Source organism: Brachybacterium sillae (assembly GCF_025028335.1).
Taxonomy (GTDB): Bacteria; Actinomycetota; Actinomycetes; order Actinomycetales; family Dermabacteraceae; genus Brachybacterium; species Brachybacterium sillae.
Map to the genome: position 1 here is coordinate 2,462,920 of NZ_JAFEUW010000001.1, position 24,274 is coordinate 2,487,193.

The 24,274-nt window shown below is 72.0% G+C and carries 22 protein-coding genes; 15 read left to right on the top strand and 7 right to left on the bottom strand.

What is annotated here, in order from left to right:
• Positions 1-18: 18 nt before the first annotated feature.
• Positions 19-1,143 (top strand): glycosyltransferase family 4 protein, encoded by a 1,125-nt coding sequence (locus JSY14_RS11345; protein ID WP_490715679.1) that lies wholly within the window; start codon positions 19-21, stop codon positions 1,141-1,143.
• Between the two features lie 88 nt (positions 1,144-1,231).
• Here the strand turns inward: JSY14_RS11345 and JSY14_RS11350 are convergent, their stop codons facing one another.
• Positions 1,232-1,960: a type 1 glutamine amidotransferase gene (locus JSY14_RS11350; protein ID WP_259559196.1), complete on the bottom strand. Its 729-nt coding sequence runs from the start codon at positions 1,958-1,960 to the stop codon at positions 1,232-1,234.
• A 224-nt stretch (positions 1,961-2,184) separates the two neighbouring features.
• Between JSY14_RS11350 and JSY14_RS11355 the strand changes: the two genes are divergently transcribed.
• Both JSY14_RS11355 and JSY14_RS11360 read left to right on the top strand, forming a co-directional pair.
• Positions 2,185-2,979, top strand: coding sequence for a gamma-glutamyl-gamma-aminobutyrate hydrolase family protein (locus JSY14_RS11355; RefSeq protein WP_259559197.1), 795 nt, complete (start codon positions 2,185-2,187; stop codon positions 2,977-2,979).
• A gap of 35 nt (positions 2,980-3,014) precedes the next feature.
• Positions 3,015-3,263 (top strand): hypothetical protein, encoded by a 249-nt coding sequence (locus JSY14_RS11360; RefSeq protein WP_259559198.1) that lies wholly within the window; start codon positions 3,015-3,017, stop codon positions 3,261-3,263.
• A gap of 107 nt (positions 3,264-3,370) precedes the next feature.
• Here the strand turns inward: JSY14_RS11360 and deoD are convergent, their stop codons facing one another.
• The gene (gene deoD / locus JSY14_RS11365) at positions 3,371-4,093 is read right to left on the bottom strand and encodes a purine-nucleoside phosphorylase (protein ID WP_259559199.1); all 723 of its coding nucleotides are present in this window, start codon (positions 4,091-4,093) and stop codon (positions 3,371-3,373) included.
• Positions 4,094-4,200: 107 nt separating this feature from the next.
• Here deoD and JSY14_RS11370 point away from each other — a divergent pair, with 107 nt between their 5' ends.
• Positions 4,201-5,526, top strand: coding sequence for an MFS transporter (locus JSY14_RS11370; RefSeq protein WP_259559201.1), 1,326 nt, complete (start codon positions 4,201-4,203; stop codon positions 5,524-5,526).
• Here JSY14_RS11370 and JSY14_RS11375 read toward each other — a convergent pair whose 3' ends face one another.
• Both JSY14_RS11375 and JSY14_RS11380 read right to left on the bottom strand, forming a co-directional pair.
• Positions 5,527-7,029, bottom strand: coding sequence for a class I adenylate-forming enzyme family protein (locus JSY14_RS11375; protein ID WP_259559204.1), 1,503 nt, complete (start codon positions 7,027-7,029; stop codon positions 5,527-5,529).
• 101 nt (positions 7,030-7,130) lie between these two features.
• Complete coding sequence (locus JSY14_RS11380) at positions 7,131-7,496, bottom strand: DUF952 domain-containing protein (RefSeq protein ID WP_259559205.1); 366 nt, start codon at positions 7,494-7,496, stop codon at positions 7,131-7,133.
• 122 nt (positions 7,497-7,618) lie between these two features.
• On the opposite strand from JSY14_RS11380, the gene JSY14_RS11385 reads away from it, so the two are divergent.
• The 3 genes from JSY14_RS11385 to JSY14_RS11395 are packed head-to-tail and all read left to right on the top strand — an operon-like array spanning position 7,619 to position 9,956.
• Entirely contained in the window at positions 7,619-8,119 is a 501-nt protein-coding gene (locus JSY14_RS11385; protein WP_259559206.1) for a low molecular weight protein-tyrosine-phosphatase, read from the top strand.
• Positions 8,116-9,585: an amidase gene (locus JSY14_RS11390; protein WP_259559207.1), complete on the top strand. Its 1,470-nt coding sequence runs from the start codon at positions 8,116-8,118 to the stop codon at positions 9,583-9,585. Before JSY14_RS11385 ends, JSY14_RS11390 begins: the two co-directional genes overlap by 4 nt.
• Positions 9,582-9,956: an RNA-binding S4 domain-containing protein gene (locus JSY14_RS11395; RefSeq protein ID WP_259559208.1), complete on the top strand. Its 375-nt coding sequence runs from the start codon at positions 9,582-9,584 to the stop codon at positions 9,954-9,956. Before JSY14_RS11390 ends, JSY14_RS11395 begins: the two co-directional genes overlap by 4 nt.
• A gap of 30 nt (positions 9,957-9,986) precedes the next feature.
• Here the strand turns inward: JSY14_RS11395 and JSY14_RS11400 are convergent, their stop codons facing one another.
• Complete coding sequence (locus JSY14_RS11400) at positions 9,987-11,312, bottom strand: PrsW family intramembrane metalloprotease (protein WP_259559209.1); 1,326 nt, start codon at positions 11,310-11,312, stop codon at positions 9,987-9,989.
• 243 nt (positions 11,313-11,555) lie between these two features.
• Between JSY14_RS11400 and clpB the strand changes: the two genes are divergently transcribed.
• Together clpB and JSY14_RS11410 are read left to right on the top strand one after the other, a co-directional pair.
• Positions 11,556-14,246, top strand: coding sequence for an ATP-dependent chaperone ClpB (clpB, locus tag JSY14_RS11405; RefSeq protein ID WP_259559211.1), 2,691 nt, complete (start codon positions 11,556-11,558; stop codon positions 14,244-14,246).
• A gap of 116 nt (positions 14,247-14,362) precedes the next feature.
• Positions 14,363-14,515, top strand: a complete 153-nt coding sequence (locus JSY14_RS11410) for a hypothetical protein (protein ID WP_259559212.1) — start codon at positions 14,363-14,365, stop codon at positions 14,513-14,515.
• Between the two features lie 88 nt (positions 14,516-14,603).
• Here the strand turns inward: JSY14_RS11410 and leuS are convergent, their stop codons facing one another.
• A complete protein-coding gene (gene leuS / locus JSY14_RS11415) occupies positions 14,604-17,492 on the bottom strand; it encodes a leucine--tRNA ligase (protein WP_259559213.1) in 2,889 nt (962 codons plus the stop codon).
• 301 nt (positions 17,493-17,793) lie between these two features.
• On the opposite strand from leuS, the gene JSY14_RS11420 reads away from it, so the two are divergent.
• Complete coding sequence (locus JSY14_RS11420; RefSeq protein WP_259559215.1) at positions 17,794-18,009, top strand: DUF6767 domain-containing protein; 216 nt, start codon at positions 17,794-17,796, stop codon at positions 18,007-18,009.
• Between the two features lie 28 nt (positions 18,010-18,037).
• Here JSY14_RS11420 and panD read toward each other — a convergent pair whose 3' ends face one another.
• A complete protein-coding gene (panD, locus tag JSY14_RS11425; protein ID WP_259559216.1) occupies positions 18,038-18,445 on the bottom strand; it encodes an aspartate 1-decarboxylase in 408 nt (135 codons plus the stop codon).
• 96 nt (positions 18,446-18,541) lie between these two features.
• Between panD and JSY14_RS11430 the strand changes: the two genes are divergently transcribed.
• The 5 genes from JSY14_RS11430 to JSY14_RS11450 are packed head-to-tail and all read left to right on the top strand — an operon-like array spanning position 18,542 to position 24,231.
• Positions 18,542-19,999: a DEAD/DEAH box helicase gene (locus JSY14_RS11430; protein ID WP_259559219.1), complete on the top strand. Its 1,458-nt coding sequence runs from the start codon at positions 18,542-18,544 to the stop codon at positions 19,997-19,999.
• On the top strand, positions 19,996-21,390 hold the full coding sequence (locus tag JSY14_RS11435) for an L-serine ammonia-lyase (RefSeq protein WP_259559220.1): 1,395 nt from the start codon (positions 19,996-19,998) through the stop codon (positions 21,388-21,390). Before JSY14_RS11430 ends, JSY14_RS11435 begins: the two co-directional genes overlap by 4 nt.
• A 2-nt stretch (positions 21,391-21,392) precedes the next feature.
• Positions 21,393-22,349 (top strand): hypothetical protein, encoded by a 957-nt coding sequence (locus JSY14_RS11440; protein WP_259559222.1) that lies wholly within the window; start codon positions 21,393-21,395, stop codon positions 22,347-22,349.
• On the top strand, positions 22,346-23,245 hold the full coding sequence (locus JSY14_RS11445; RefSeq protein ID WP_259559223.1) for a hypothetical protein: 900 nt from the start codon (positions 22,346-22,348) through the stop codon (positions 23,243-23,245). The genes JSY14_RS11440 and JSY14_RS11445 overlap by 4 nt, the downstream gene beginning before the upstream one ends.
• A complete protein-coding gene (locus JSY14_RS11450) occupies positions 23,242-24,231 on the top strand; it encodes a hypothetical protein (protein ID WP_259559225.1) in 990 nt (329 codons plus the stop codon). Before JSY14_RS11445 ends, JSY14_RS11450 begins: the two co-directional genes overlap by 4 nt.
• Positions 24,232-24,274 lie beyond the last annotated feature (43 nt).

The window sequence follows — 24,274 nt, forward strand, 5'->3', positions numbered from 1 at the left end:
TCCGTGCGGATACTTGTCGTGACCGAGTCCTTCCTGCCCCATATGAACGGTGTGACGAACTCCGTCCTGCGGGTCGTCGACCATTTCGCCTCCACCGGGGATGACGTCCAGATCATCGCCCCCAAGCAGCCCGGGTGCGAGAAGTTCCTGCGGACCTCCACCGGTCGGAAGGTGCGGGTGCGGCGCATCACCTCGGTGCCGATGGCCGGGTACCACGACGTGCGGATCGCCACGACGAGCGCACTGAGTCTGCGCCAGAAGATCGACGACTTCGGCCCCGACGTCATCCACCTGGCCTCGCCGACGATCCTCGGGGGCCGGGCAGTGGTCGCGGCGCAGAAGCTGGGGATCCCGACCGTCGCGGTGTACCAGACGGACATCCCCGGGTACACCGCGAAATACGGGATGCCGTTCCTGGAGTCCGCCAGCTGGCAGCTGCTGCGGGACGTGCACAACCGGGCCACGTTCACGCTGGCCCCGTCGACGCACACCCGTGACGAGCTCGTGGAGCACGGCATCGAGCGGGTCGACCTGTGGCGGCGCGGGGTGGACACCTCCCTGTTCGGCCCACGGCATCGCAGTGCGTCCCTGCGGCGGAGGCTCGCCGACCCGGGGGAGCGGATCGTGGTGTACGTCGGGCGGCTCGCCCCCGAGAAGCAGGTCGGAGACCTGCAGGTGGTCCACGACATCCCCGGGGTGCGACTGGTGATCGTCGGAGATGGCCCGGATCGTGACGCCCTGCAGCGGCAGATGCCGCGGGCCCGGTTCGTCGGGTTCCGCAGCGGCGAGGATCTCGCCGCGCACCTGGCCAGTGCCGACCTGTTCATCCACCCGGGGGAGCTGGAGACCTTCTGTCAGACGATCCAGGAGGCCATGGCCTCGGGGCTGCCGGCGATCGCGCCGCGCCGCGGCGGGCCGGTGGATCTCATCGCCCCCAGCCGCACCGGGTGGCTGTACACCCCCGGCAGGCTCGACGAACTGCGGGACGCGGCCGCCGATCTGCTGTTCGACGACGCGAAGCGAGCGGCCTTCGGGCAGGCGGCGCTGGAGTCGGTGGCGCAGCGGTCCTGGCCGGCGCTCTCGGAGCAGCTGCGCGGCCACTACCAGCGCGCGATGGCCATGCACCGGGTGGGCGTCGCCTGACACCCCTGCCGACCCCGTCGCGGTGTCGGCAGGACCTTCCCGCGTGCCGGGAAGGGTTTCTCCCGAGCACACGCGAGAGCGAACCGGGTCACTCGCGCCGGCGGGGGGCCACCTGACGGGTCCACGCCTCCAGCAAGGCGACCCACGCCTGGGCGGCCTCACCGGCGTCACGTATCTGCTGGGCGAACTCCTCCGGTCGTCTGCCGGCCGGCGTCAGGGAACTGGTGGTCGCCCAGCGCTCCATGATCCGGTCGTCGACCTCGGGGTGGAACTGGACGCCCCACTGGGCGGGCCCGACCCGGAAGGCCTGGATCGCCCCGCCGCCCCGGGCGAGCACCGTGGCCCCCGGCGGCAGGCGATCGACCTCGTCCTGGTGGAACTGGGGGACGGTGACGGGGGATCCGTCGGGGGAGAGGGCGGACAGCACCGGATCCTGCGCGGCCTTCTCCGTCAGCGTCACCTCATGCAGTCCGATCTCGGGGATGTCGCGGCGGCGAAGCGTCCCCTCGAGGGCCACCGCCAGAAGTTGGGCGCCGAGGCAGATGCCGAGGGTGGGGATCTCCCGGTCTGCGGCCTCGCGCAGGAGGTCGCGGGTGCGCGGGAGCCACGGGGCTCTGTCGTCGTCCGTCGCCCCCACGCCGCCGCCGAGCACCACCAACCCGTCGACGGTGCGCAGATCCCCCGGCAGAGGCTCACCCCGATGCGCCTGCACGAGGTGCACCCGCAGCGGGGCACGTCCCAGAGCTCCCTCCAGGGCGCCCATCGGTGCATCGTCCTCGTGCTGGATGACCACCACATCCGGGTCGATTCTCTCCATGGCGCGATTCTGCCAGGCCCGCCGAAGACCCTCCCCGCCCTCCGCACCGCGGGGCCCGGAAGCGGCCGGGACACCCGCGCCCCGGTTCACACAGCGCCACGGTTCTTGGGCCCGGGCCGTTCTGCGAGGTCTGCTGGGGTGGCCGCCGGGGATCACCCCGGAACGCCCACGCCGGGGCCGGCCGTCTCGGTTCGCCCCTGATCCTCAGAATGGAAGGAACGGACATGACCGCATCGTCTCCGCGTCGCCCGCTCATCGGCGTCACCGCGGGACGCATGGTCATGCCGGGTGGTGCCTGGGCCGGGCACCCCGCCGTCGCGGTCACTGAGCACTACGTCCGTGCTCTGCGGGAGGCCGGTGCCCGAGTGGTGATCCTGGCCCCGCAGGACCCGTGGAGCGACACCGAGGTCGCCGAGCTCGACGGCCTGGTGCTGACTGGGGGGAACGACCTCGACCCGACCGGCTGGGGTGCGGAGGCGTTGCCCACGGATCTCCCTGCCGATCCGGAGCGCGACGCCTTCGAGGCCGACCTCTACCGTGCCGCCCGGCGGGTGGGGATCCCGGTGCTGGGGATCTGCCGCGGCCTGCAGATCATCGCCACCGCCGAGGGCGGAGACCTGGTGCGCCATCTTCCCGCGGATGTGCCCGCCCACCCGGACTCCTCCCAGCGGCCGACGGAGGTCGAGGTCGACGTCGATGCCGCGAGCGACCTCGCGCTCGCCCTCGGGACACGACCCACCGTCACCGCCTATCACCATCAGGCGGCCGGGAGGATCCCCGACGGTCTGCGACCCGTCGCCCACCACGCCAGCGGGGTGGTGATGGCACTCGAATCCGCTGAGGGCAGCCCGGTGCTCGCGGTCCAGTGGCATCCCGAACTCGATCGACGCGCGGAGGCACTGTTCGCGCGCTTCGTCGACAGCACCATCCGCGGCAGCCGTCCCTGGGGTGAGCGCACCACGACGGACCAGGTGACGGCCGCGTCGAAGCGACGTGCCCCGCTCGCACCCCTGGTCTAGAATCGACCTGCACGCCCGACACCCCTGGAGGTCGAATGTCCGAGCAGGTTCCCACCACCTCGCACCGCGAGGCGACCCGCGACGAGCGCAGCGAGCTCGTGGAGACCTCCGGCGGCAACCCGCTGGGGCAGAGCATCCTGCTGTTCATCCTGCTGTTCGGCGCCTTCATCGCCGGCCTCTACGTCATGAGCCTGCTCACCCCCGTCACCTTCCTGGTCGGCCTGGCGGTGTGCATCCTCGCGCTGTTCGGCGCCTTCGCGGTGGTGCCCAAGTTCCTCAGCTGACCGGGGTACCGGCGGGACGGCTGCGACGCCTCTCACGCCACCCCGGATGACGGCGGCCCCGGATCCCCCACGGGATCCGGGGCCGCCGTCATCCGGGCGCCCGCATCTCAGGCGCTGCGGTGCTCCAGGTGCACGATGGTCTCCAGGGCCATGATGATCATGTCCTCGAAGCTCTCCTGCCGCTCCTGCGCCGAGGTCTCCTCACCCGTGAGCAGGTGATCCGACACCGTGCACAGGGCCAGCGCCCGCCGACTGAACTGCGCCGCCAGGGTGTACAGCGCGGACGCCTCCATTTCCACACCGAGCACCCCGTAGCGCGCCAGCGTGGAGGTGATCTCCCGATCCGGGTTGTAGAACTGATCCGAGGAGAACAGGCCGCCCGCGACGTACGGCAGCAGACGCTCCTCCGCCACCGAGGCGGCGATCCGGGCGAGCTCGAAATCGGCGGCGGGGGCGAACGTCACGTGGCCGAAGCGGGGTGTGTTCATCGCCGAATCGGTGGACGCGGCCGTGCCCAGCACCACGTCGCGCACCTTTACACGGTCCGACAGTCCGCCGCAGGTCCCCACCCGGATGATGGTCTCCACGTCGTACTGCTCGAACAGTTCCTGCGCGTAGATGCCGAGGGACGGCTGCCCCATCCCGGATCCCTGGGCGGAGATCCGCACTCCGCGATAGGTGCCGGTGTACCCCAGCATTCCGCGGACGTCGTTGTAGAGAGTCGGGTCCTCCAGGAAGGTCTCGGCGATCCAGCGGGCGCGCAGGGGATCCCCGGGCATGAGGACGTGGGAGGCGATCTGGCCGGGCTCGGCAGCGATATGGGTCGACATGCCGCCACCGTAGCGAACCCGCGCCCGGGGCACCGCCCCCGGGGATCCACCGTCGGTCTGCGGCGTCGCCCCGGTCCGATATCGGCCGCGTCTCGTAGACTCCCGCGGTGAGGACCCGACCCGCCCCTGCCCCGTCCGTGCCGGACGGCGCGCTGCGCCGTGCCCGCTGGGCCGTCTCGCTGATCTTCCTGCTCAACGGCGCCTCGTTCTGTGCGATCCTGCCGCGCTATCCCGAACTTGTGGAGCGGATCGGCCTCAGCGACGGCGCGTTCGGGCTCGCCGTCGGTCTCGGCCCCCTGGGTGGTCTCGCCGCCGGGCTCGCGGCGGCGCCGCTCATGGCGCGTTTCGGCAGCGCCCGCGTGGCAGTGATCGTGCAGGTCATCGCCAGATCCGTGCACGTGCTGGTGTATGTGGCGGCGAGTTGGCTGTGGCTCGCGGGGGCGCTGTTCGTGGCCGCCGCCGCCGATGCCCTCACCGACGTCGCGATGAACGCCCACGGCCTGCGCGTCGAGCGCCGCTACCGCCGGTCGATCATCAACAGCTTCCACGGCTGGTGGTCCGCCGGTGCCGTGATCGGGGGCCTGATCGGTGCCGCCTGCGCCCAGTGGGGGGTGCCCCTGGTGGTGCAGGGGCTCGCCGGGCTGGTGGTGTTCGGCGCGCTTGCCCTGGCGGTGCTGCCGTGGCATCTGCCCGGCCCCGAGAACACCGAACGGGAGATGGCCGCGCCCGCCCCGGCCAGTGCGGCCGAGGTCCCGGTGCCCGATGCGGAGGCCGCCCTTCCCACCGGCACCCGCCCCGGTGACACCACCGGCTCGCGGCGGCCCGCGGGGTCGCGGCATGGTGCGACGACCCCTGTGGCCCCCTCCGGTCTGGTCATCGCGCTCGCCCTCGGGGCGGTGCTGGTCTTCGCCGGTTCCACCGAGGACGCCGGGAACTCCTGGGGCGCCCTGTTCATGCGGCGCACCTTCGAGGTCTCCCCGTTCGTCGCCGGTCTGGCCTTCGTGGCGCTCCAGGGTGCCCAGATGGTCGGACGCTTCACCGGCGATGCCGTGGTCAACCGCCTTGGCGACCGTCGCACAGCGCGGGTGGGCGCGGTCATCGCGGCCGTTGGCATGGGCCTGGGGCTGCTCATCGCCCACCCGGTCATGGCCCTGCTGGGTTTCGCCGCCGCCGGGTGGGGCATCGCCACCCTCTTCCCGGCGGCCTGCCGGGCCGCCGATGACATCCGGGACCTGCCGCCGGGGCGGGGCATCGCGGTCGTCGGCTGGTTGGCTCGTCTCGGATTCTTCCTGGCGCCGCCGCTGGTCGGGGCGCTGTCGGACCTGCTCACCCTGCGGTACGCGCTGTGGTTGGTCCCGCTGTACGCCGTCGGGGTGCTGGTCTTCTCGTGGGCGCTGGACGGACGACCCCACAGGACGGCCCGCCCGGCATGATCAGCGCAGAGTGAGGTGGCGGGGTCGCTTGCTGGGGGAGAGACGCCGTGCCAGGTGGCGCTCCACCTCCGCCAGCGACAGCCCCGATCCCTCCCTGACCGTCACGCTCGCCGCGAGGCAGCTGCCGCCGTCGGGGGAACCCCGCACCTCGACCTGCGCGTCGACCACATCGGGGTGCGCCGCGAGCACATGCGCGACCTCACGCGGTGACAGGACCTCGCCATCGCCGGTGACCGCCGTGTACCGGGGTCGGATGAGGTCCAGCGCGTCATCGCCCGCGAGGCGGTGCACGCGGTCGCCGGTGCGTGCCCACCCATCTCCCGAGAGCATCAGGGCCGTCTCATCGGGCCGCTGCCAGTACCCGTGGAACACCTGAGCACCGTGGATGCTCAGCCACCCGTCCTCGTCGACCTGCAGGGAGCAACCGTGCGGTACCCGCCAGCGCGTCGGCCCGGTGGGCGCCGGCGTCGGCGTGGCAGCGAGGGGATCGGCTGCCGGTTCGAGCACCGCGGTGAGGGTGACGCCGCTCTCGGCGCGCACCAGCGCGCGCGTCACCGGTCGGTCGCTGCGACGCTGCCACGCCGTGAGGACCTCGGCAGCGGGCTCATCCGCCCCCAGCAGCACGACCCGGTGGACGGCCCGCCGATCGGGCGGAAGCAGGGCGTCCAGGGCCGTCAGCTGTCCGGCGGTGGCGCACAACACGCCACCGGACGCGCGCTGCAGAAGGGCAGCGGCACGGTCCACGCGGCGCGGCGCCAGACAGCGGTGCCCCCGCAGCAGCGGCAGCGCCAGCTGGGTCAGGAGCCCTGTGGCCTCCTGCAGCGGCAGCAGACTTATCACGTCCGCCCCCGGTGCGTCGATGAGGTCCTCGAGGGCCTGCGCCCACGCATAGAGGTTCTCGTGCGTGAGCTTGCTCGCGAACACCGCCCCGCCGGGTCCCGGCTCGTACTGCAACACGGCGAGATCGCGGGGGCCGGGGAGGGGATGGTGCGGATCCAGCGGCACACTGCCGACCACCCGCGACCAGGGGATCAGGCGGTCCTCCGCCGGATCCTCGATCGGCGGGGTCCCCCGGGAGACAGCCTGGGCCAGACGGACCGTGACCCGAGGCGGCAGCAGGATCGCCGCCTTCGGGGCCAGATCTGGGGGCAGAGCGAGCAGCGCCGCGCGGGAGCGGGGATCCACCACCGCTGCGGACGGCGCGTGATCCTCGACGACGCGGCGCAGTTCCCGGGCGGTGCTCGTGGGGTCGAGGAGGACCGCGACGGCGCCGATGCGCCAGATGGCACCCACTGCGACGGTGGTCTCGGGCCGCGCCGGAGCGATCACGGCGACGCGGTGCCCGGGCCGGATCCCGAGGTTCCACAGACCCCGGGCGGCGCGCGCCACGGACATGTCGAGAGCGCTCGACGGCGGACGCAGCACCCGCACCATGCGGGTCGCGCCACTGGCCCCGGCGCGGACGGCGCGCCGCAGGGCTGCGGGGCGAGGGACCAGGGGCATGCCCGCGATGCTAGGGGGCGATGCTGACCGGCGTCTGCGTACGACCCCCGACGGGCGAGACGCGGCCCGCGTCCTCCACGACGGCCCCGGCGGGCGTGCCCTCAGGCGATGACGACGAATTCGCGGCCGATCCAGCGGGTCCGACGCAGCCGCAGCACCGCATCGATCGGGAGGGGCCCGCGAATGTGCGGATAGGCCTCGCCACCTCCGGCGAGGTCCCGTTCGAACTCGACCACCACACCCGTCGCCTCCACTCGGGCCACGTCGATCTCCAGGATCACGAGATCCGCCGGATGATCGGGGTACACGGCCTTGGCGACCTGCGAGATCTGCTCCGGCAGCGAGGCGTGGATGAAACCGACCTCCTCGAGGCTGCGCCCCCGCGTGGAGCAGGTGTAGACGCCCTGCCGCACCGCGCTCCGCCAAGAGTCGTGGTCGGTGATATGCCAGATCAGCGGCGCGGGCATGGAGCGCAGTGTAGCGTGACCGGAAGCGCCGGCCGTGCGGAGGGAGATGGCATGAGCAGCCTGCAGGTGGTCCACGTGCCCCAGCAGCAGCGGGTCGAGGTCCGGTTGGCGGGGGAGCAGCAGTGACCTACCGGATCCTCACTGTCTGCACCGGCAATATCTGCCGCTCCCCGATGGCCCAGCTGATCCTGCAGCGAGCCGTCGACGACGCCGGGCTGGAGGACGTCGAGGTCCGCAGCGCCGGCACCACCGGCTGGGAGGAGGGCGAGCCGATCGACCCCCGCGCCGCCGCCATGCTCACCGCCCACGGCATCGACTCCCGCGGCCATGTCGCGCACCAGATGACCCGCAGCCAGCTGGAGCAGGCGGACCTCATCCTCCTCGCGGACCATGACCACCTCGGTCCCGTCGAGCGCCTCGGTGGTCGCACTGTCGCCCCGAAGGTGCGGATGCTCCGCTCCTTCGATCCGGACGCCGGTGATGACCTGGGGATACGCGACCCCTGGTACGGCGACGACAGTGACTTCGAGGCCACCTACGACATGCTCGTCGCCGCCGTGCCCGGTGTGATCGACCACGTCCGCTCCGACCTCGCGGGGCGGACCGACCTGCCGCGGCCGTGACCGCCCTCCCCGACACCGATCCGCTCGATCTCGGGGTCCTCGCGCTGCGCGACGCCCTGCGGGCGGGGGTCGTCGACCCCGTCGAACACCTGGAGGGTGTGCTCCAGCGGGCCGCCGACCGCGGCGCCGCCCTGGGGGCGTTCGCGAGACTGCTGCCCGACCTGTCCGCCGATCAGGCGCGCCACGCCCGGGACCGACTGCGTGCCGGACACCCCCGGCCGCTCGACGGAGTGCCGGTGCCGATCAAGGCGCTCACCCGCCTCACCGGGGTTCCCTGGGATGCGGGCAGCGCCGCGCTGCCCGCCTCCCCCGCACAGGTCACCGACGGTGTGGCCGAGAGCCTGCTGGAGGCCGGCACCGTGACCGTCGGCACCACCACCGCGCCCGAGTTCGGCCTGCCCGCCTACACCGAACCCGCGCATCAGGCCCCGGCCCGCACCCCCTGGGACCCGACCCGTATCGCCGGCGGGTCCAGCGGCGGTGCCGCCGTCGCGGTCGCCTGCGGGATCGTGCCGGCCGCCCACGGCTCCGACGGGGGCGGCAGCATCCGCATCCCCGCCGCCTGCTGCGGCGTGGTGGGTGTCAAGCCCTCTCGCGGGCTGATCTCCGCAGGTCCCCACGGCGTCGATGGCGTCGGGCTCGTCACCGACGGGGTCCTCGCCCGCAGCGTGGAGGATGCCGCCGCGGTGCTGGAGGTGATGGCCCGCACCCGGCCCGGTGATCTCGCACCGCTGCCGCTGCCCCCGGGAGGTCTGGTCCCCGGACCGGGGGACGGTCGCACGCCCCGCCGCATCGGGATGCTCCTCGAGCCGGTCGTCGCGGAGGTCGAGGTGCATCCCGCCGCACGGCGCGGCGTGGAGAGAGCGGCGGCCTCGCTGCGCGCGCTCGGTCACGAGGTGGTGGAGATCGAGGCGCCGATCCACCCGTGGCAGTGGCAGGCCTTCGTGCCGTTGTGGGCCGCCGGGGCCGCCTCCCTGCCCGTGCCCCCGGCTGCCGAGGAGCACCTGGAGCCGCTCACCCGCTGGCTGCGGGAGCAGGGCCGCCGCACCACCGGCGCCGAGGTGGTCGCCGCCCTCACCGAGGTGCAGCGCCTCACCCGGATCGTGATCGACCGTCTCGCAGTGTTCGATGCCATCCTCAGCCCCGTCCTGTCGGGGCCGCCGCCGTATCCGCAGGAGGTGCGCCTGGCGGACCCCTCCGCCGATTTCGCGGCCCAGAGCGCCATGACCCCGTGGACCAGTCTGTGGAACATGATCGGTGCCGCGGCGGTCGCCCTGCCGTTGCACCGCGAGCGCATCGACGGGGTGGAGGTGCCGTTCGGGGTGCAGATGGGAGCGGTGCGCCGCGGCCAGGACGCCGAGCTTCTGGCGCTCGCCGCGCGTCTGGCGGAGGTGGACCCGTGGCCCGCACCGCCCACCGGGGCGTCGGCGGCGACCGACGCTCCGACGGGGGAGGTGGGGCCATGAGCAGCGGTGTGCGGCTGGACGTGTGGCTGTGGTCGGTGCGTGCCTACCCGACGCGCTCCGCGGCCACAGCCGCCTGCCGTGCCGGCCACGTCCGCCGCGGCGGGGTGCCCGCGAAGGCGGCCCAGCAGGTGTCGGTCGGCGACGAGATCCGTCTGCGCTTCCCCGGGGGACGGGAACGCCACCTGGTGGTGACGGAGCTGCTCACGCGGCGCGTCGGCGCATCCCTCGCCCGCACCGCCTATGAGGACCTCACCCCCGCACCCGACCCGGTGCTGGCGGCGCCCCCACCGCGACGCGATCGGGGCACCGGGCGGCCGACGAAGAAGGAGCGTCGAGCGCTGGACCGGTTGCGCGGTCGCAGCAGCAGCTGAGGCCGGGGCGTCGCCGCGACGCCCCGACGCTCAGGCGGCCTGCCCGGCGCGCTGCAGCAGCGCCTGCCGGTTCGCGGTCATGCGTTGCAGCAGCTCGTGCTCCACCGCGATCGCCTTTGGTGTCGCGCCCTCCGCGAGGATCCGCTGGCGGGCCGAGGCGAGTTCCGCGCTGTCGGCGATGAAACGCTTCATCAGCGGCTTCGCCCCGATCGCGGCAGCCCAGCGACGCCCCTCCCGGCGGCCGCCCCAGGTGCCGAGCATGGCGACCTCCTCCTGGGTGAGCCAGCCCACGCCGGCGTACTCCGACAGCCGTCGGCGTGTGTGGCGCACCTCGTCGACCACCAGCCACCCGATCAGACCCAGCCACAGGGCGCTCTCGAGCATCTGCAGCACCACCATCAGCAGCAGGGACAGCGCCGATCCGCCCAGCATCAGCGGCAGGAAGGTCGCGGTCCCGTTCCACAGGGCGTGCAGGGCGATGCCGGGCCAGGTGGCGACGAGGAAGACCAGCACCCCGCGCCAGGTGCCACCGTGGCGCACCGCCAGGCCGACGATCACCCCGGTCAGGGAGGTGTACATGCAGTGGCCGAAGATGCCGAAGACTCCGCGCAGCACCACCGTGACACCGGAGGAGAACAGGGCGATGTCCATGCCGTATTCGAGGCCGGTGGTGAACGCCCGCGTGTAGTAGAGGATGTTCTCCACGAAGGCGAAGCCACCGCCGATCAGTGCCCCGTAGATCAGACCGTCCAGTGGCCCGCTGAAGTGGCGGCGGGCCACCAGCAGGATCACCAGCAGACCGAGGCCCTTGGAGGTCTCCTCCGTGATCGGGGCGCTGACGATGGCCCCCATGACGGCCGCCCCCGTCTCCCCGCCGATCGCGTACCCCAGGGAGCTCATCGCGGAGTTGATCACCAGGGATATCGCCACGGCCACCACCGCGCCCCAGAACACCGCGGTGAGCAACAACGGGAGGGGTTCGGGGTCCCAGCGGTCCGCGATCCACACCAGCAGGGCGATCACCAGCAGGGACAGGGCGGCGAGGAAGGCGTACACCAGCCACCAGGCCGGGTTGGCGCGGCCCTGCAGGGCGAACAGTGCGAACCCCAGCCCCAGCACCGTGATGAAGCCGAGGCCGAGGATCCCTGCGAGGATCCACTGCACGATGGAGCGCACCGGCATGCCGGTGGGCGCGGGATGCCGGGCGACGGCCTGGACGTACGGCGTCTGCTGCGCCCAGGCGCTGCGGGGCTGCTCCTGGCTGGGGGCCTGGGGCGCCGGGTGGGACGCGGCACCGTACTGCTGGCGGGGATCGGCTCCGGCCTGCTGCGGAGCGCTGAACTGCGGGTGGGTCATGTCAGCCTTCCGGGGTGGGACGCGCCGCTCGGCGCGGGCTCAGGCTATCGGGGAGGTGGCGGACTCACCGGCAGATCATCCGCAGTGGGGACAACCGGTTGACCCGGGCGGGTCCGACCCCCTGGTCTGCGGACCCCGTGACCCGGGGATCGACATCAGGGTTGAGCGGAATAGACTCAAGATCGCGGACGTTGTGCTGATCGGTGGGGACACCGCCACCGGAACGACCATCGGAGGAGACGCGTGGACTTCCACTTCACGACCCGCTCCCAGGACGCGGTGCAGGCGGCTGCGACGCGCGCCGAACTGAGGGGCAATCCGCAGGTGCTGGCCGTGCACCTGCTCGCCGAGCTCGCCCGTCAGGCCGACGGCATCGCCCGGGCGGCCCTGATCGACGCGGGCGCCGATCCGGAGCGCATCGGCGGGGAGGCCGACCGCGTGATCGACGGCCTGCCGCGGGTCAGCGGCAGCTCCACGGCCCGCCCGACCTTCCAGGGCACCGGATATGACGCCCTCGAGGCCGCCCGCCGCGAGGCCGACTCCCAGGGTGCCCAGTACCTCTCCACCGAGCACCTGCTGCTCGGCATCGCCCTCGGGGACGACGACGCCGCGCGCATCCTGCGCCGCGCGGGCGCGACCCCCGAGGTCCTCCGCACCGCCGTCACCCGACTGAAGGGAACGACCATGAACGACAGCCAGAACCCCGAAGGCACCTTCCGCAGCCTCGAGAAGTTCGGGGTGGACCTCACCGAGCGCGCCCGCGAGGGCCGACTCGACCCCGTGATCGGACGCGATGCGGAGATCCGTCGCGTGGTGCAGGTGCTCTCGCGCCGCACGAAGAACAACCCGGTCCTGATCGGTGAGCCCGGCGTCGGCAAGACCGCCGTCGTCGAGGGTCTCGCCCAGCGCATCGTCGCCGGGGACGTCCCGGAGTCCCTGCGCGGCAAGCGGTTGATCTCCCTGGACCTGTCCTCGATGGTCGCGGGGTCGAAGTACCGCGGTGAGTTCGAGGAGCGGATGAAGTCCGTCCTGGACGAGATCCGCACCAGCGACGGCCAGATCATCACCTTCATCGACGAGCTCCACACCGTCGTCGGCGCGGGCGGCTCCGAGGGTGCCATGGACGCCGGCAACATGCTCAAGCCCATGCTCGCCCGCGGTGAGCTGCGGATGGTCGGTGCGACCACGCTCGATGAGTACCGCGAACGGATCGAGAAGGACCCGGCCCTGGAGCGGCGCTTCCAGCAGGTGTTCGTCGGCGAGCCCAGCGTCGAGGACACCGTGACGATCCTGCGCGGGCTGAAGGACAAGTACGAGGCGCACCACAAGGTGTCGATCACCGATGCCGCGCTGGTGGCCGCCGCGACCCTCTCCGACCGGTACATCACCGGCCGTCAGCTGCCCGACAAGGCCATCGACCTGGTCGATGAGGCCGCGTCGCGCCAGCGGATGGAGCTGGACTCCTCTCCGGTGGAGCTCGACATCCTGCGTCGTCAGGTGGATCGCCTGAAGATGGAGGAGATGGCGTTGCAGGGCAGTGACGACCCCGGCAGCGTCGCGCAGCTGGAGTCGGTGCGCTCGCAGCTGGCCGATCGCACCGAGCGCATGACTGCGCTGTCGGCGCGGTGGGAGCGGGAGAAGGCCGGCCTCAACCGGGTCGGCGAGCTCAAGGCCCGCCTGGAGGAGCTGCGCATGCAGGCCGACCGCGCTCAGCGCGAGGGTGACCTGGCCACCGCCTCGAAGATCCTCTACGGCGACATCCCCGCCCTGAAGACCGAGTTGCGCGAGGCCGAGGAGCAGGAGGCCGACGGCCCCGCTCCGGAGGAGAAGCCTCTGGTCGCGGAGAAGGTGGGCCCGGATGACATCGCCGAGGTGGTCGCGAACTGGACCGGCATCCCCGCCGGCCGTCTGATGCAGTCCGAGACGACGAAGCTGCTGGAGATGGAATCCCTCATCGGCCGACGTCTGATCGGACAGCAGCGAGCCGTGCAGGAGGTCTCCGATGCGGTGCGGCGCGCCCGCGCCGGCATCTCCGACCCCGATCGACCCACCGGGTCCTTCCTCTTCCTCGGCCCGACGGGCGTGGGCAAGACGGAGCTGGCGAAGTCGCTCGCCGAGTTCCTCTTCGACGATGAACGCTCGATGGTGCGCATCGACATGTCGGAGTACGGCGAGAAGCACAGCGTCTCCCGCCTCGTCGGCGCCCCTCCGGGGTACGTCGGCTACGAGGAGGGCGGCCAGCTGACGGAGGCCGTGCGGCGCCGCCCCTACAGCGTGATCCTGCTGGATGAGATCGAGAAGGCGCACCCGGACGTCTTCGACATCCTGCTGCAGGTGCTCGACGACGGTCGCCTCACCGATGGTCAGGGCCGCACGGTGGACTTCCGCAACACGCTGCTGATCCTCACGTCGAACCTCGGGGCCCACTTCTTGCAGGACCAGGGGCTCTCCCCGGAGGCGCGCACCGAGGCCGTCATGGGTGTGGTGCGCTCGGCCTTCAAGCCGGAGTTCCTCAACCGCCTCGATGCCGTCGTGATGTTCGACCCGCTCAGCCCCGAGGAGCTGGCGCGGATCGTCCGCCTGCAGATCGACTCGGTGGGTCGCCGCCTGGCCGACCGCCGGATCCGCCTGGACGTCACCGACGAGGCCACGGCGTGGCTGGCCCGCACCGGATTCGACCCGGCCTACGGGGCTCGCCCGCTGAAGCGGCTGGTGCAGAAGGAGATCGGCGACGGCCTGGCACGGCTCATCCTGCGCGGCGAGGTGCAGGATGACCAGGGCGTGCGGGTGGACCTCGACGGCGCGGGAGAGGGCCTGCGCCTCTCGGTCACCGACGGTGAGGACCGCGCGGAGGCCGCGGAGACGGCCCGGGGCGAGTCCCGCGAGGAGCCGCCCGCCGAGGAACGGACCGCAGGATCCGACACGGCTCGTTGAATAGTTGACAACTCCCCCGGGGGTGGTTAACTCTTCAATGACCTTCGGGTGAGGCAGTGCCCGGGGGCCGCAACACCTTCGAGAGACTCCGATCGCTACAACGAGGAGAGTGGATCATGAAGAAGTTCGCGAAGATCGCCGCTGCGTCGCTCGTCGCCGGTGGGGCCGTCTTCGGCGGTGCCACCGCAGCGTCCGCCGACACCGGGTACCAGCTGCCCGAGGGCAGCGACTACCAGCAGACGCTGTACGAGTACTACTACGCGCGCTGATCGCCCCTGCCGCAAGAACGGGCCGCACCCCCTCGGGGATGCGGCCCGTTCGCGATCTCCGGGGCCGGCAGGACCGGATCCGGCGGCCTCAGACCACCAGGTTGACGAGCTTCGGGGCGCGCACGATCACCTTGCGCACCTCCTGGCCACCCAACACCTGCTGCACCGTCGGATCCGCCAGCACCAACGCCTCCAGCTCGGTCTCCGAGATCTCCGGATCCACCTCGAGCCTGTGCTTCACCTTGCCCTTGACCTGCACCACGCAGGTCACGGCGTCGGCCTTGACCAGCTCCGGGTCGGCCGTCGGGTAGGCCTCGCGCGCCAGTGACTGCTCATGTCCCAGGCGCTGCCACAGCTCCTCCGCCAGGTGCGGCGCGAAGGGGGAGACCATCAGCACCAGCGGCTCCACCGCGGCGCGCGGCGCCCGCCCCTCCTTCGTCAGGTGGTTCACCAGCTCGATCAGCCGGGCGATGGCGGTGTGGAACTGCAGGCCCTCCATGTCCCGCGTCACCTGGTCGATGGTGCGGTGGACCGCCTGGGCGGTCGCCCGGGGCATCTCCTCGTCGGAGACGACCAGCTCCCCGGTGGTCTCGTCCACCACCAGTCGCCACAGACGCTGCAGGAAGCGCTGGGCACCGACCACCGCTCGGGTCTCCCAGGGGCGGGAGAGCTCCAGCGGACCCATGCTCATCTCGTACACGCGCAGGGTGTCGGCCCCGTACTCGCGGTACATGTCGTCGGGAGCCACCGCGTTCTTCAGCGACTTGCCCATCTTCCCGTACTCCTGGGAGACGGGTGTGCCCTGATAGGTGAAGGTGCCGTCGTCCTCGTGCACGACCTCCTCGGCCGGCACATAGACCCCGCGCGAGTCGGTGTAGGCGTAGGCCTGGATGTAGCCCTGGTTGAACAGACGGTGGAAGGGCTCCTGGCTGGAGACGTCCCCACGGTCGAACAGCACCTTGTGCCAGAAGCGGGCATACAGCAGGTGCAGCACGGCGTGCTCGACCCCGCCGACGTACAGATCCACACCGCCGACGTCGCCCTCGCGGCGCGGTCCCATCCAGTACCGCTCGTTCTGCGGGTCCGTCAGACGCTCCGCATTGGTCGGATCGGTGTAGCGCAGCTCGTACCAGCTGGACCCGGCCCAGTTGGGCATGGTGTTGGTCTCGCGACGGTACTCCTTGGGGCCGTCCCCGAGGTCAAGGGTCACGTGCACCCAGTCCTCCGCGCGGGAGAGCGGGGTCTGGGGTTCGGTGTCGGCATCCTCCGGGTCGAAGGTGCGCGGGGAGAAGTCGCTGACCTCCGGCAGCGGCACCGGCAGCATGTCCTCCGGGAGGGCGATCGGGGTCTCCGGGTCGTCCACGGCATAGACGATCGGGAACGGCTCACCCCAGTACCGCTGGCGGGAGAACAGCCAGTCCCGCAGACGGTAGGTGGTGCGGGCATGCCCGAAACCGCGCTCCTCGGCGAAGGCCGTGGCGCGGCGCTTCGCCTCGTCCTTGTCGAGACCGTTGAGGTCAAGGTCGGCGCTGGCGGAGTTGATCTTCTCGCCCTCACCGGTCCAGGCGCCCCCGGTGAAATCCTCCGGCGGGCGGACGGTGCGGATCACCGGCAGCTCGAAACGCTCGGCGAAGGCGAAGTCGCGTTCATCCTCGGCCGGGACGGCCATGATCGCGCCGGTGCCGTACCCGGTGAGCACGTAGTCGGCGGTGAACACCGGCAGCAGACGCCCGTCCATCGGGTTCACCGCCATCAGCCCGGTGAACACACCGGTCTTCTCACGGTCCTCGGCGGTGCGCTCGGCATCATCCCGGGCAGCGGCCTGCTGCTGGTACGCGGCGACGGCCTCCCGCGGCGAGGGGGCGTCCGCACGCCACGCGGCCGGGGCCTCGGCCGGCCACTGGTCGGGCAGAGCGGCCGGGTCCGCCAGGAGCTCGTGTTCCGGTGCCAGCACGCAGAAGGTCGCACCGAAGAGGGTGTCGGCGCGGGTGGTGAAGACATCGAAGGTGGTAGCGGTGCCCTGCACCGCGAAGGTGATCTGGGCACCCTCGCTGCGGCCGATCCAGTGCCGCTGCATGGCCTTGACGGCCTCGGGCCAGTCCACCCGGTCCAGGTCCTCGAGAAGCCGGTCGGCGTACGCCGTGATCCGCATGTTCCACTGCCGCAGGCGCCGACGGAACACCGGGAAGTTGCCGCGCTCGGAGCGGCCGTCCGCGGTGACCTCCTCGTTCGCCAGCACGGTGCCCAGTCCCGGGGCCCAGTTGACGGGGGTGTCGGAGACGTACGCCAGACGGAAGGCGTCGACCACCTTCCGCAGCGCGGCCGGATCGTCCGCCAGGCGCGTCGTGTCGACCTCGGGCAGCTCGATGCCGCTGCGTTCAGCCAGCGCGACGGCATCGATCTCCCCGCTGCGCAGGCCCTCTCGCAGGTCCGCGATGGGGCGGGCGCGGCCGGTGATGCCGTCCGCGTTCGGGGCGTCCGGGTCGTACCAGGAGTCGAAGATCCGCAGGAAGATCCACTGGGTCCAGCGGACGAAGTCCTCATCGGTGGTGGCGAAGGACCGGCGGGCGTCATGGGACAGGCCCAGCCGCGCCAGCTGCCAGCGCATGTTCGCGATGTTCTGCTCGGTGGTGACCCGCGGGTGGGTGCCGGTGGTGATGGCGTACTGCTCGGCCGGCAGACCGAAGGCGTCGTACCCCATCGTGTACAGGACGTTCTTGCCCAGCATGCGCTGGTGGCGCGCCACCACGTCGGTGGCGATGTACCCCAGGGGATGCCCCACGTGCAGTCCCGCCCCCGAGGGGTACGGGAACATGTCCATGATGAACATCTTCTCGCCCAGCTCCGCGCCGTCGGCGGCGAGCTCACCCACCGGGTTGGGGGCGGCGAAGGTCTGCTCGTCCTGCCAGCGCTGCTGCCAGCGCAGTTCGATGTCATCGGCCAGCGCGGCCGTGTAGCGGTGCGGGGTCTCGCTCATCGCTCAGTCGTCCTTCGTGAGTGGGGTGCAGGCCGTATGGCGCCCTGACATGGAAAAACCCCCGCACAGGCGAGGGGAGCCGCATCGGTGCCCGCTGGGGCCTTCTCCGACGCGGCTACGGAAGCAGGAGCACACGCGCCACGGCGCCAGTGTACGCGGGTGACTGGTCCGTCGACGGTGCGGCCGGGCCGTGGACGACCCGCCGCCCCGGGAGGCTCGGCCACCGGTGTGAGGCACGGGACGCCCCGGATGTGACCCGCGAGGCGGCGAGCGGAGGCTGCGCGGGCGTAGCGTCGGAGGCATGGACAGCGCGAACCCCACCGGCAACGGACGACACGCCTCGGGGAAGGCGATGCCGAGGTGTCCGTTGCGGCCCGGTGACCCGTGCTCCCTGTGCGTCCCCGGGGCCACTGGCCCCCACGACTGCCAGACTGTGCGTCTGGTGATGGAGGACCCGGATCTGCGGGAGATGCTGCGCGAGAAGCAGGCCGCGTACCGCGCCTCCACGGCGGCCTGACCCTGCGTCGGCACTGCGGCGGTCGGGCTCAGCGGGTGGGCAGCTGGTCGGTCGCCCCGGGCACGGGCTGCCCGGCATCGTGGCCGATCTCCACGATCCGGTTGTTCTCGTCGACGTGCACCACCCGCGGTTGGTGCTGGGCCATCTCCTCCGGAGTGAACATCCCGTAGGCCATGACGATCACCAGATCGCCCGGGTTCACCAGGTGGGCGGCCGCCCCGTTGATGGAGAGGATGCCACTGCCGCGCTCGCCCTCGATCACGTAGGTCTCCAGGCGGGAGCCGTTGGAGACGTCCACCACCGCGACCTTCTCGTTCTCGACCAGACCGGCGGCATCCAGCAGGTCGGCGTCGATGGTGACGGAACCGATGTAGTGCAGGTCCGCCTGGGTCACGGTCGCACGGTGGATCTTCGAGGTCATCAGAGTGCGCATCATCGCCGTCCAGTCTGGCACGCCGCGGGTGAACGGCGAAGGCCGAAGCGTGTGGGATGCGCGATGATGGTCGGACTCGTCCCGGAAGGAATCCCCACCATGCCCAAGGCCCGTCGGCGCTCTGCGCACCGCTCCGAGCGTTTCGAGGAGATGGCGCTGCCCGAGGAGCTTCTCGTCGCCCTCGAGGAGCAGGGGCTGGTGCGCGCCTTCGAGATCCAGGAGGCGATCCTCCCGGACGCCCTCGCCGGGCGGGACGTCCTGGCGCGGGCCGAGACCGGCTCCGGCAAGACCCTCGCGTTCGCGCTGGCGCTCACGGCCCGCTTCCGGGGTCGCCGCGCGCATCGCCGCCGCCCCCTGGGCGTGGTGCTGGTGCCCACCCGGGAGCTCGCGGTGCAGGTGGTCGACACCCTGCATCCCTTCGCGCGGGCCGTCGGGATCCGCGCGCAACTGGTCTCCGGCGGCATGAACATCGACAAGCAGGCCGAGGCCCTCGCCCGCGGCGTCGAGATCATCGTCGCCACCCCCGGCCGCCTGCTGGACCTCGCCGAACGAGGCGACCTGATGCTCGACCGGGTCGAGAGCACCGTCATCGACGAGGCCGACCACATGGCCGACCTCGGCTTCCTCCCGGATGTGGCGACGATCCTCCAGGCCGTGCCCATGGGCACCCAGAAGATGCTGTTCTCCGCGACCCTCGACGGGAAGGTGGAGGAGATCGTCGACCGGTTCCTCGTGGACCCGGTCTCCCATGAGACCGCCCCGGTCGCCGCGGCGGTGCGCACCATGCACCACCACGTCCTGGCGATCGCCCCGAGCGCGAAACGGGAGATCACCGCCCGTCTGGCCGCCCGGCGCGGCCGCACCCTTCTGTTCACCCGCACCCAGCTCGGTGCCGAGCGCGTGGCCCAGGAGCTGGTGGAGGTCGGCGTCGCGGCGGCGGCCCTCCATGGCGCCAAGCAGCAGGGCCTGCGCACCAATGTCCTCGCCGGGTTCCGGCAGGGCGCCTTCCCGGTGCTGGTCGCGACGGATGTCGCCGCCCGCGGCCTCCACATCGACGATGTCACCATGGTGGTGCACGTCGACCCCGCCGAGGACGTCAAGGAGTACGTGCACCGCTCCGGGCGCACCGCCCGGGCGGGTGCTGAGGGCACGGTGGTCACGCTGGCCCTGCCGCATCAGACCGGGGCCACCCGCCGGATCGTCGACGAGGCGGCTGCGGAGGTCGCCTGGGACGAGGCCCCCGACGCCGACGTCGACGTGATCGCGGCCCTCGGTGGGCGGCGCCCCTCCGGGGAACCGGTGGACGACCCCGCCGCCACCAAGTACAAGGGGGCGCCGCGCAAGCTCGACCTCTCCCGGGCCGACGGTGCCAATGCGCGTCGGGCCGCGGAGCGACGCCTCAACGAGGAACTGCGCGCCGGCTGGGACGAGGGCGACGCGACCGCGACGCCCCGACGGGGGGCCGGCCGCGGACGCGGTCGACCCGCGCGCGGCTCCGGCGGATCGACTCGACGCGCGGGTCACGGCCCGCGACGACGTGGAAAGGGGACACGATGAGCGTCAGCCTCTTCGACATGTTCAAGATCGGCATCGGGCCGTCGAGCTCCCACACCGTGGGGCCCATGCGCGCGGCGGCGCAGTTCGCCCGCGAAGCCCTCGCCGATCCCGAGATCGGGCCGCGGATCGCCGACGTCGCCGTGCACCTGTACGGCAGCCTCGCCGCGACCGGGGAGGGCCACGGGACCCTCTCCGCTGTGGTCATGGGGCTCGAAGGTGCCGACCCCGAGACCGTCGACCCGGTGGCCGGGCGCGAGCGCGTGGCCCGGATCGAGAAGGAGGGCGGCCTGATGCTCGATGGCCGCCTGCCCGTCTCCCTACGTCCCTCCACGATCGTGCTGCATCCGCTCACGTTCCTGCCGCAGCACTCCAACGGCATGACCTTCCTGGCCCTCGACGCCGACGGCCAGGAGATCCTGCGCCGCCCGATGTTCTCCGTCGGCGGTGGCTTCGTGGTCGACGAGGCCGACATGGACCAGCGCCTCGCCGACGTCGTCGCCGAGGAGAGCGACACAGCGCACTTCACCACCGCCGCCGGCCTCCTGCAGCTGTGCGAGGAGGAGGGCATCTCCATCTCCGAGGCGATGCTGCGTCGCGAACGGCAGTGGCGCACCGATGAGGAGATCCGTGAGGGTGCCCTGCGCATCTGGGACACCATGCGCGACTGCATCCGCCGCGGCCAGGAGACCTCCGGCATCCTGCCCGGAGGATTGGACGTGCGGCGTCGTGCCGCCTCCTGGCGGGAATCCCTCGAGGTCGAGGACCCGCACCGCAACCCCCTGTACGCCTTCGAATGGGTCTCCCTCGCGGCCCTCGCCGTGAACGAGGAGAACGCCGCCGGTGGGCGCGTGGTCACCGCCCCCACCAACGGGGCGGCGGGCATCATCCCCGCGGTGCTCGACTACGCCACCACCTACCTGCACGAGGCCGACGCCGACGAGGTCGCCGTCCGCTTCCTCCTCACCGCCGCCGCCATCGGCTCCCTGTACAAGGAGAATGCGTCGATCTCCGGGGCGGAGGTCGGGTGCCAGGGCGAGGTCGGGTCCGCGTGCTCCATGGCGGCGGCTGGCCTGGCGGAGGTGCTCGGGGCCAAGCCCCGGCAGGTGGAGAACGCCGCCGAGATCGCGATGGAGCACAACCTCGGGCTCACCTGCGACCCCGTCGGCGGCCTGGTGCAGGTCCCCTGCATCGAGCGCAACGCCATGGCCGCCGTCAAGGCGATCACCGCCGCCCGCTTCGCCCTGCGCGGCACCGGAGAGCACTTCGTCTCCCTCGACACCGTCATCGAGACCATGCGACAGACCGGCAAGGACATGAGCGAGCGCTACAAGGAGACGGCCATGGGCGGTCTCGCGATCACCGCTGTGCCCGTCTCCCAGATCGAGTGCTGAGGATGACCCCCGGGTCTGGACAGCTGCCGCAGGGCAGCTTCGCCGAACGCCTCTCCGCCGCCCTCGCCGGACAGCCCCTGGGGCTGCAGCGGATCTCGCAGCGCCTGCGGGAGATGGGCATCTCCTGTTCGCCCTCGACCCTGAGCCGCTGGTCGAACGGGCGCACCGCTCCCCGGCGCAGCCAGGCCCGGCGGGCGGTGGCCGCCCTCGAGGCCCTGCTGAACGTCCCCCAGGGGTACCTCACCTCCGCCGCCTTCGGCGAGGCCACGGAACCCGCCTGGCACGGCGATGATGAGGAGAAGCGCCAGGCGGACCTGCGCGCCGCACTGCACCGGCAGGACGCCGACGACTTCGGGATCGATCTGGACGCCGCCGACGCCGAGACGATTTTCCTCCACGAGACGCTCGAGATCGATGCCCAGCGACGGGGTCGCAGCATTCGCGTCCGGCGCATCCTGCGCGCCCTCGACCGCCCGGTGGAACGTTTCCTCGCCGGCCACTCGGGGGTGACCGGACCCGACGGTGAACGGCTCCTGCGCGAGCTGGAACCCGGGCCGGGCTCCCGGCTGGGGCGGGTGCGCGAGCACCCGGAGGTCGGCATGACCGTCGCGGAGATCATCCTGGAACGCCCCCTCGCACCCGGGGAGGTCGGGATCGTCGAATACACGGTCATCCCGCAGGGCGGGGTCGAGGAGTACACCACCGGCTGGCACGTCTGCGACGTGGTGCACCGGCTTCCCGTCGCGGAGATGGTGCTGGAGATCATCTTCCACCCGGAGGCGCTGCCGACCGGGCTGCGCGGTGCCGTGACCCGCACCATCGGCGGTGCGGGGCGGCGTGGACGCACGCTCCGCCACGACCTGCAGCTCCTCGGGTCCAGTGCGATCGTGTCCGGTCGCGACATCGAACGCGGCGGTGTGCGCATCGAATGGACCTGGGACGAGGAGCCGACGGCGTGACCCGCCCGGCGCCGGACAGCTTCGCCGTCGTACTGCGCCGAGCCCTCCAGGAGCGCGGACTCGGCGTCGCCGAGGCCGCCACGAGCGCGATGCGCCGCGGTGTGGCGCTGACGCCCGCGACGATCACCCATTGGTGCGAGGGGGACATCGTCCCGGATCCCCGTGAGGATCGGGAGCTCCTCGACGCCCTGGAGGAGGTCCTGCGTCTGGACCGCGGTCGCCTGTCGGCCGCCGCGCGAGCCGACACCGGCGTCGCCCCCCGCCGGTGGACCCGACCGGGAGAGTATGGCCCGGAACTGCGCGACGTCCTGCGGCAGTGGGCGTTCCCCGTCGACGACGGGCTGGAACGCCGCGTCGTGGTGGTGACCCGTTTCGCGGAGGAAATCGGCCCTGTGCGCACCCGCTTCGAGGTGGTGGTGGAGGCCACCCGCAGCGGTGCCGACCGCTTCGTGACTGTGTTCGACACCTCTGATGAGACCGACAGCGAGCCCGCGCGGGTCCAGGCCATCCGCAACTGCCGACGGGGCCGGTCCGTCACCACCTCGCAGTCGCAGACGCTCGTCGAGGTGATCCTGCCCCGCCCCCTCACGGAGGGGGAGACCGCGACCGTCACCTACGACTGGCTCTTCGACACCGCTCGCGTCCCCCCGAGCGCCCTGGCGATCTGGAGTCTGCAGCGCCTCAGTGCGCTGGCCGTCGTGGTCCGGTTCCCGGACCCCGACCGTTCCGTGTGGATGCGCACCGCCCTCACGTCGCTCGGACGTGACGGCTCCGAGACCCGCACGGGGCAGCCCTACGCTCGCACCCGCGCCGGGGGTGTCGGAGCTGTGCTGGTCGATGCCGAGGCGGGCAGCGTCGAGGTGGTCTGGGAGGCCGAGCCGGGGGATCGGGCATGAGCGGAGCGGAGGAGTCCACCGGAGGTCATGCCGCCACCGGGCCGGAGGGCAACCCCGCGGCAGCGACCGGAGCATCCGAGGAGGTCGACTTCGCCCAGGTGCTGCGGACCGCGCTGCAGCGCAGCCCCCTGTCGTTGGCGAGCCTGTCCACCGCTTTGTCGGTGCAGGGCTCGCCGGTCACCCCCGCCACGCTCAGCTACTGGTCGCAGGGGCGCTCCCGTCCTCAGCGCCGCTCCTCCGTCGCCGTGGTGCAGAACCTCGAATCCCTGCTGGAGCTGGAACCGGGTGAGCTGCTGTCCTGTTCCGGGCTGGACGTCGGAACCACGTCCGGGCCGCCCCCGCAGATCCCCGACCGCTACGCCGCGGTGCTGCGCCGGGCCCATGAGGAATGGGGGATCCCCTGGGACGAGGGCCTCAGCCGGCGACTCGTCACCGCCCGGTATGACGTGCGGCCCGGCCAGCCCCTGCGCTGTGTCTACGAGGTGGTCGCGGAGGCCACCATCGACGGAGCCTCCCGCTACCTCCTGCTGCTCAACCCCCGCCTCTACGGGCTGGACGGGCCCGCCGTCGTGGAGGGTCTGACCGGATGCCGGACGGGCCGGGTCGGATATCTCCCCGGTGGGGCGTCCATGCACGAGCTCGAACTGCCGCGTCCGCTGTCCGCGGGGGAGGTGGCGATCCTGCGCTTCGAGGTCCAGACCCCAGGGCGCAGCGACCTCCGAGAGGTGACGCGCTTCGGCGCCTGGTCGATCCATCCCACGGACCTGCTCGCCTGTGCAGTGCGCTTCCCCCGCGGGCATCGCCCCCGGTGGTATCGCCGGTCCATCCTCCGCCTGGAGGCCGACGGGGAGTTCGTCACGCAGGACGGACCGGTGCTGCCGGTGCGGGGGCGGGACATCGCCGCGGTCGCCAGCGACGTCGGGGTGGGGCAGGTCTGGGTGGAGTGGTCCGACGACCGGGAGAGCCTGCGTCCCTCGGAGCAGTGACCCGGCCCCGATCACGCACGGCACGGCGCATGCGGGTGCGCTA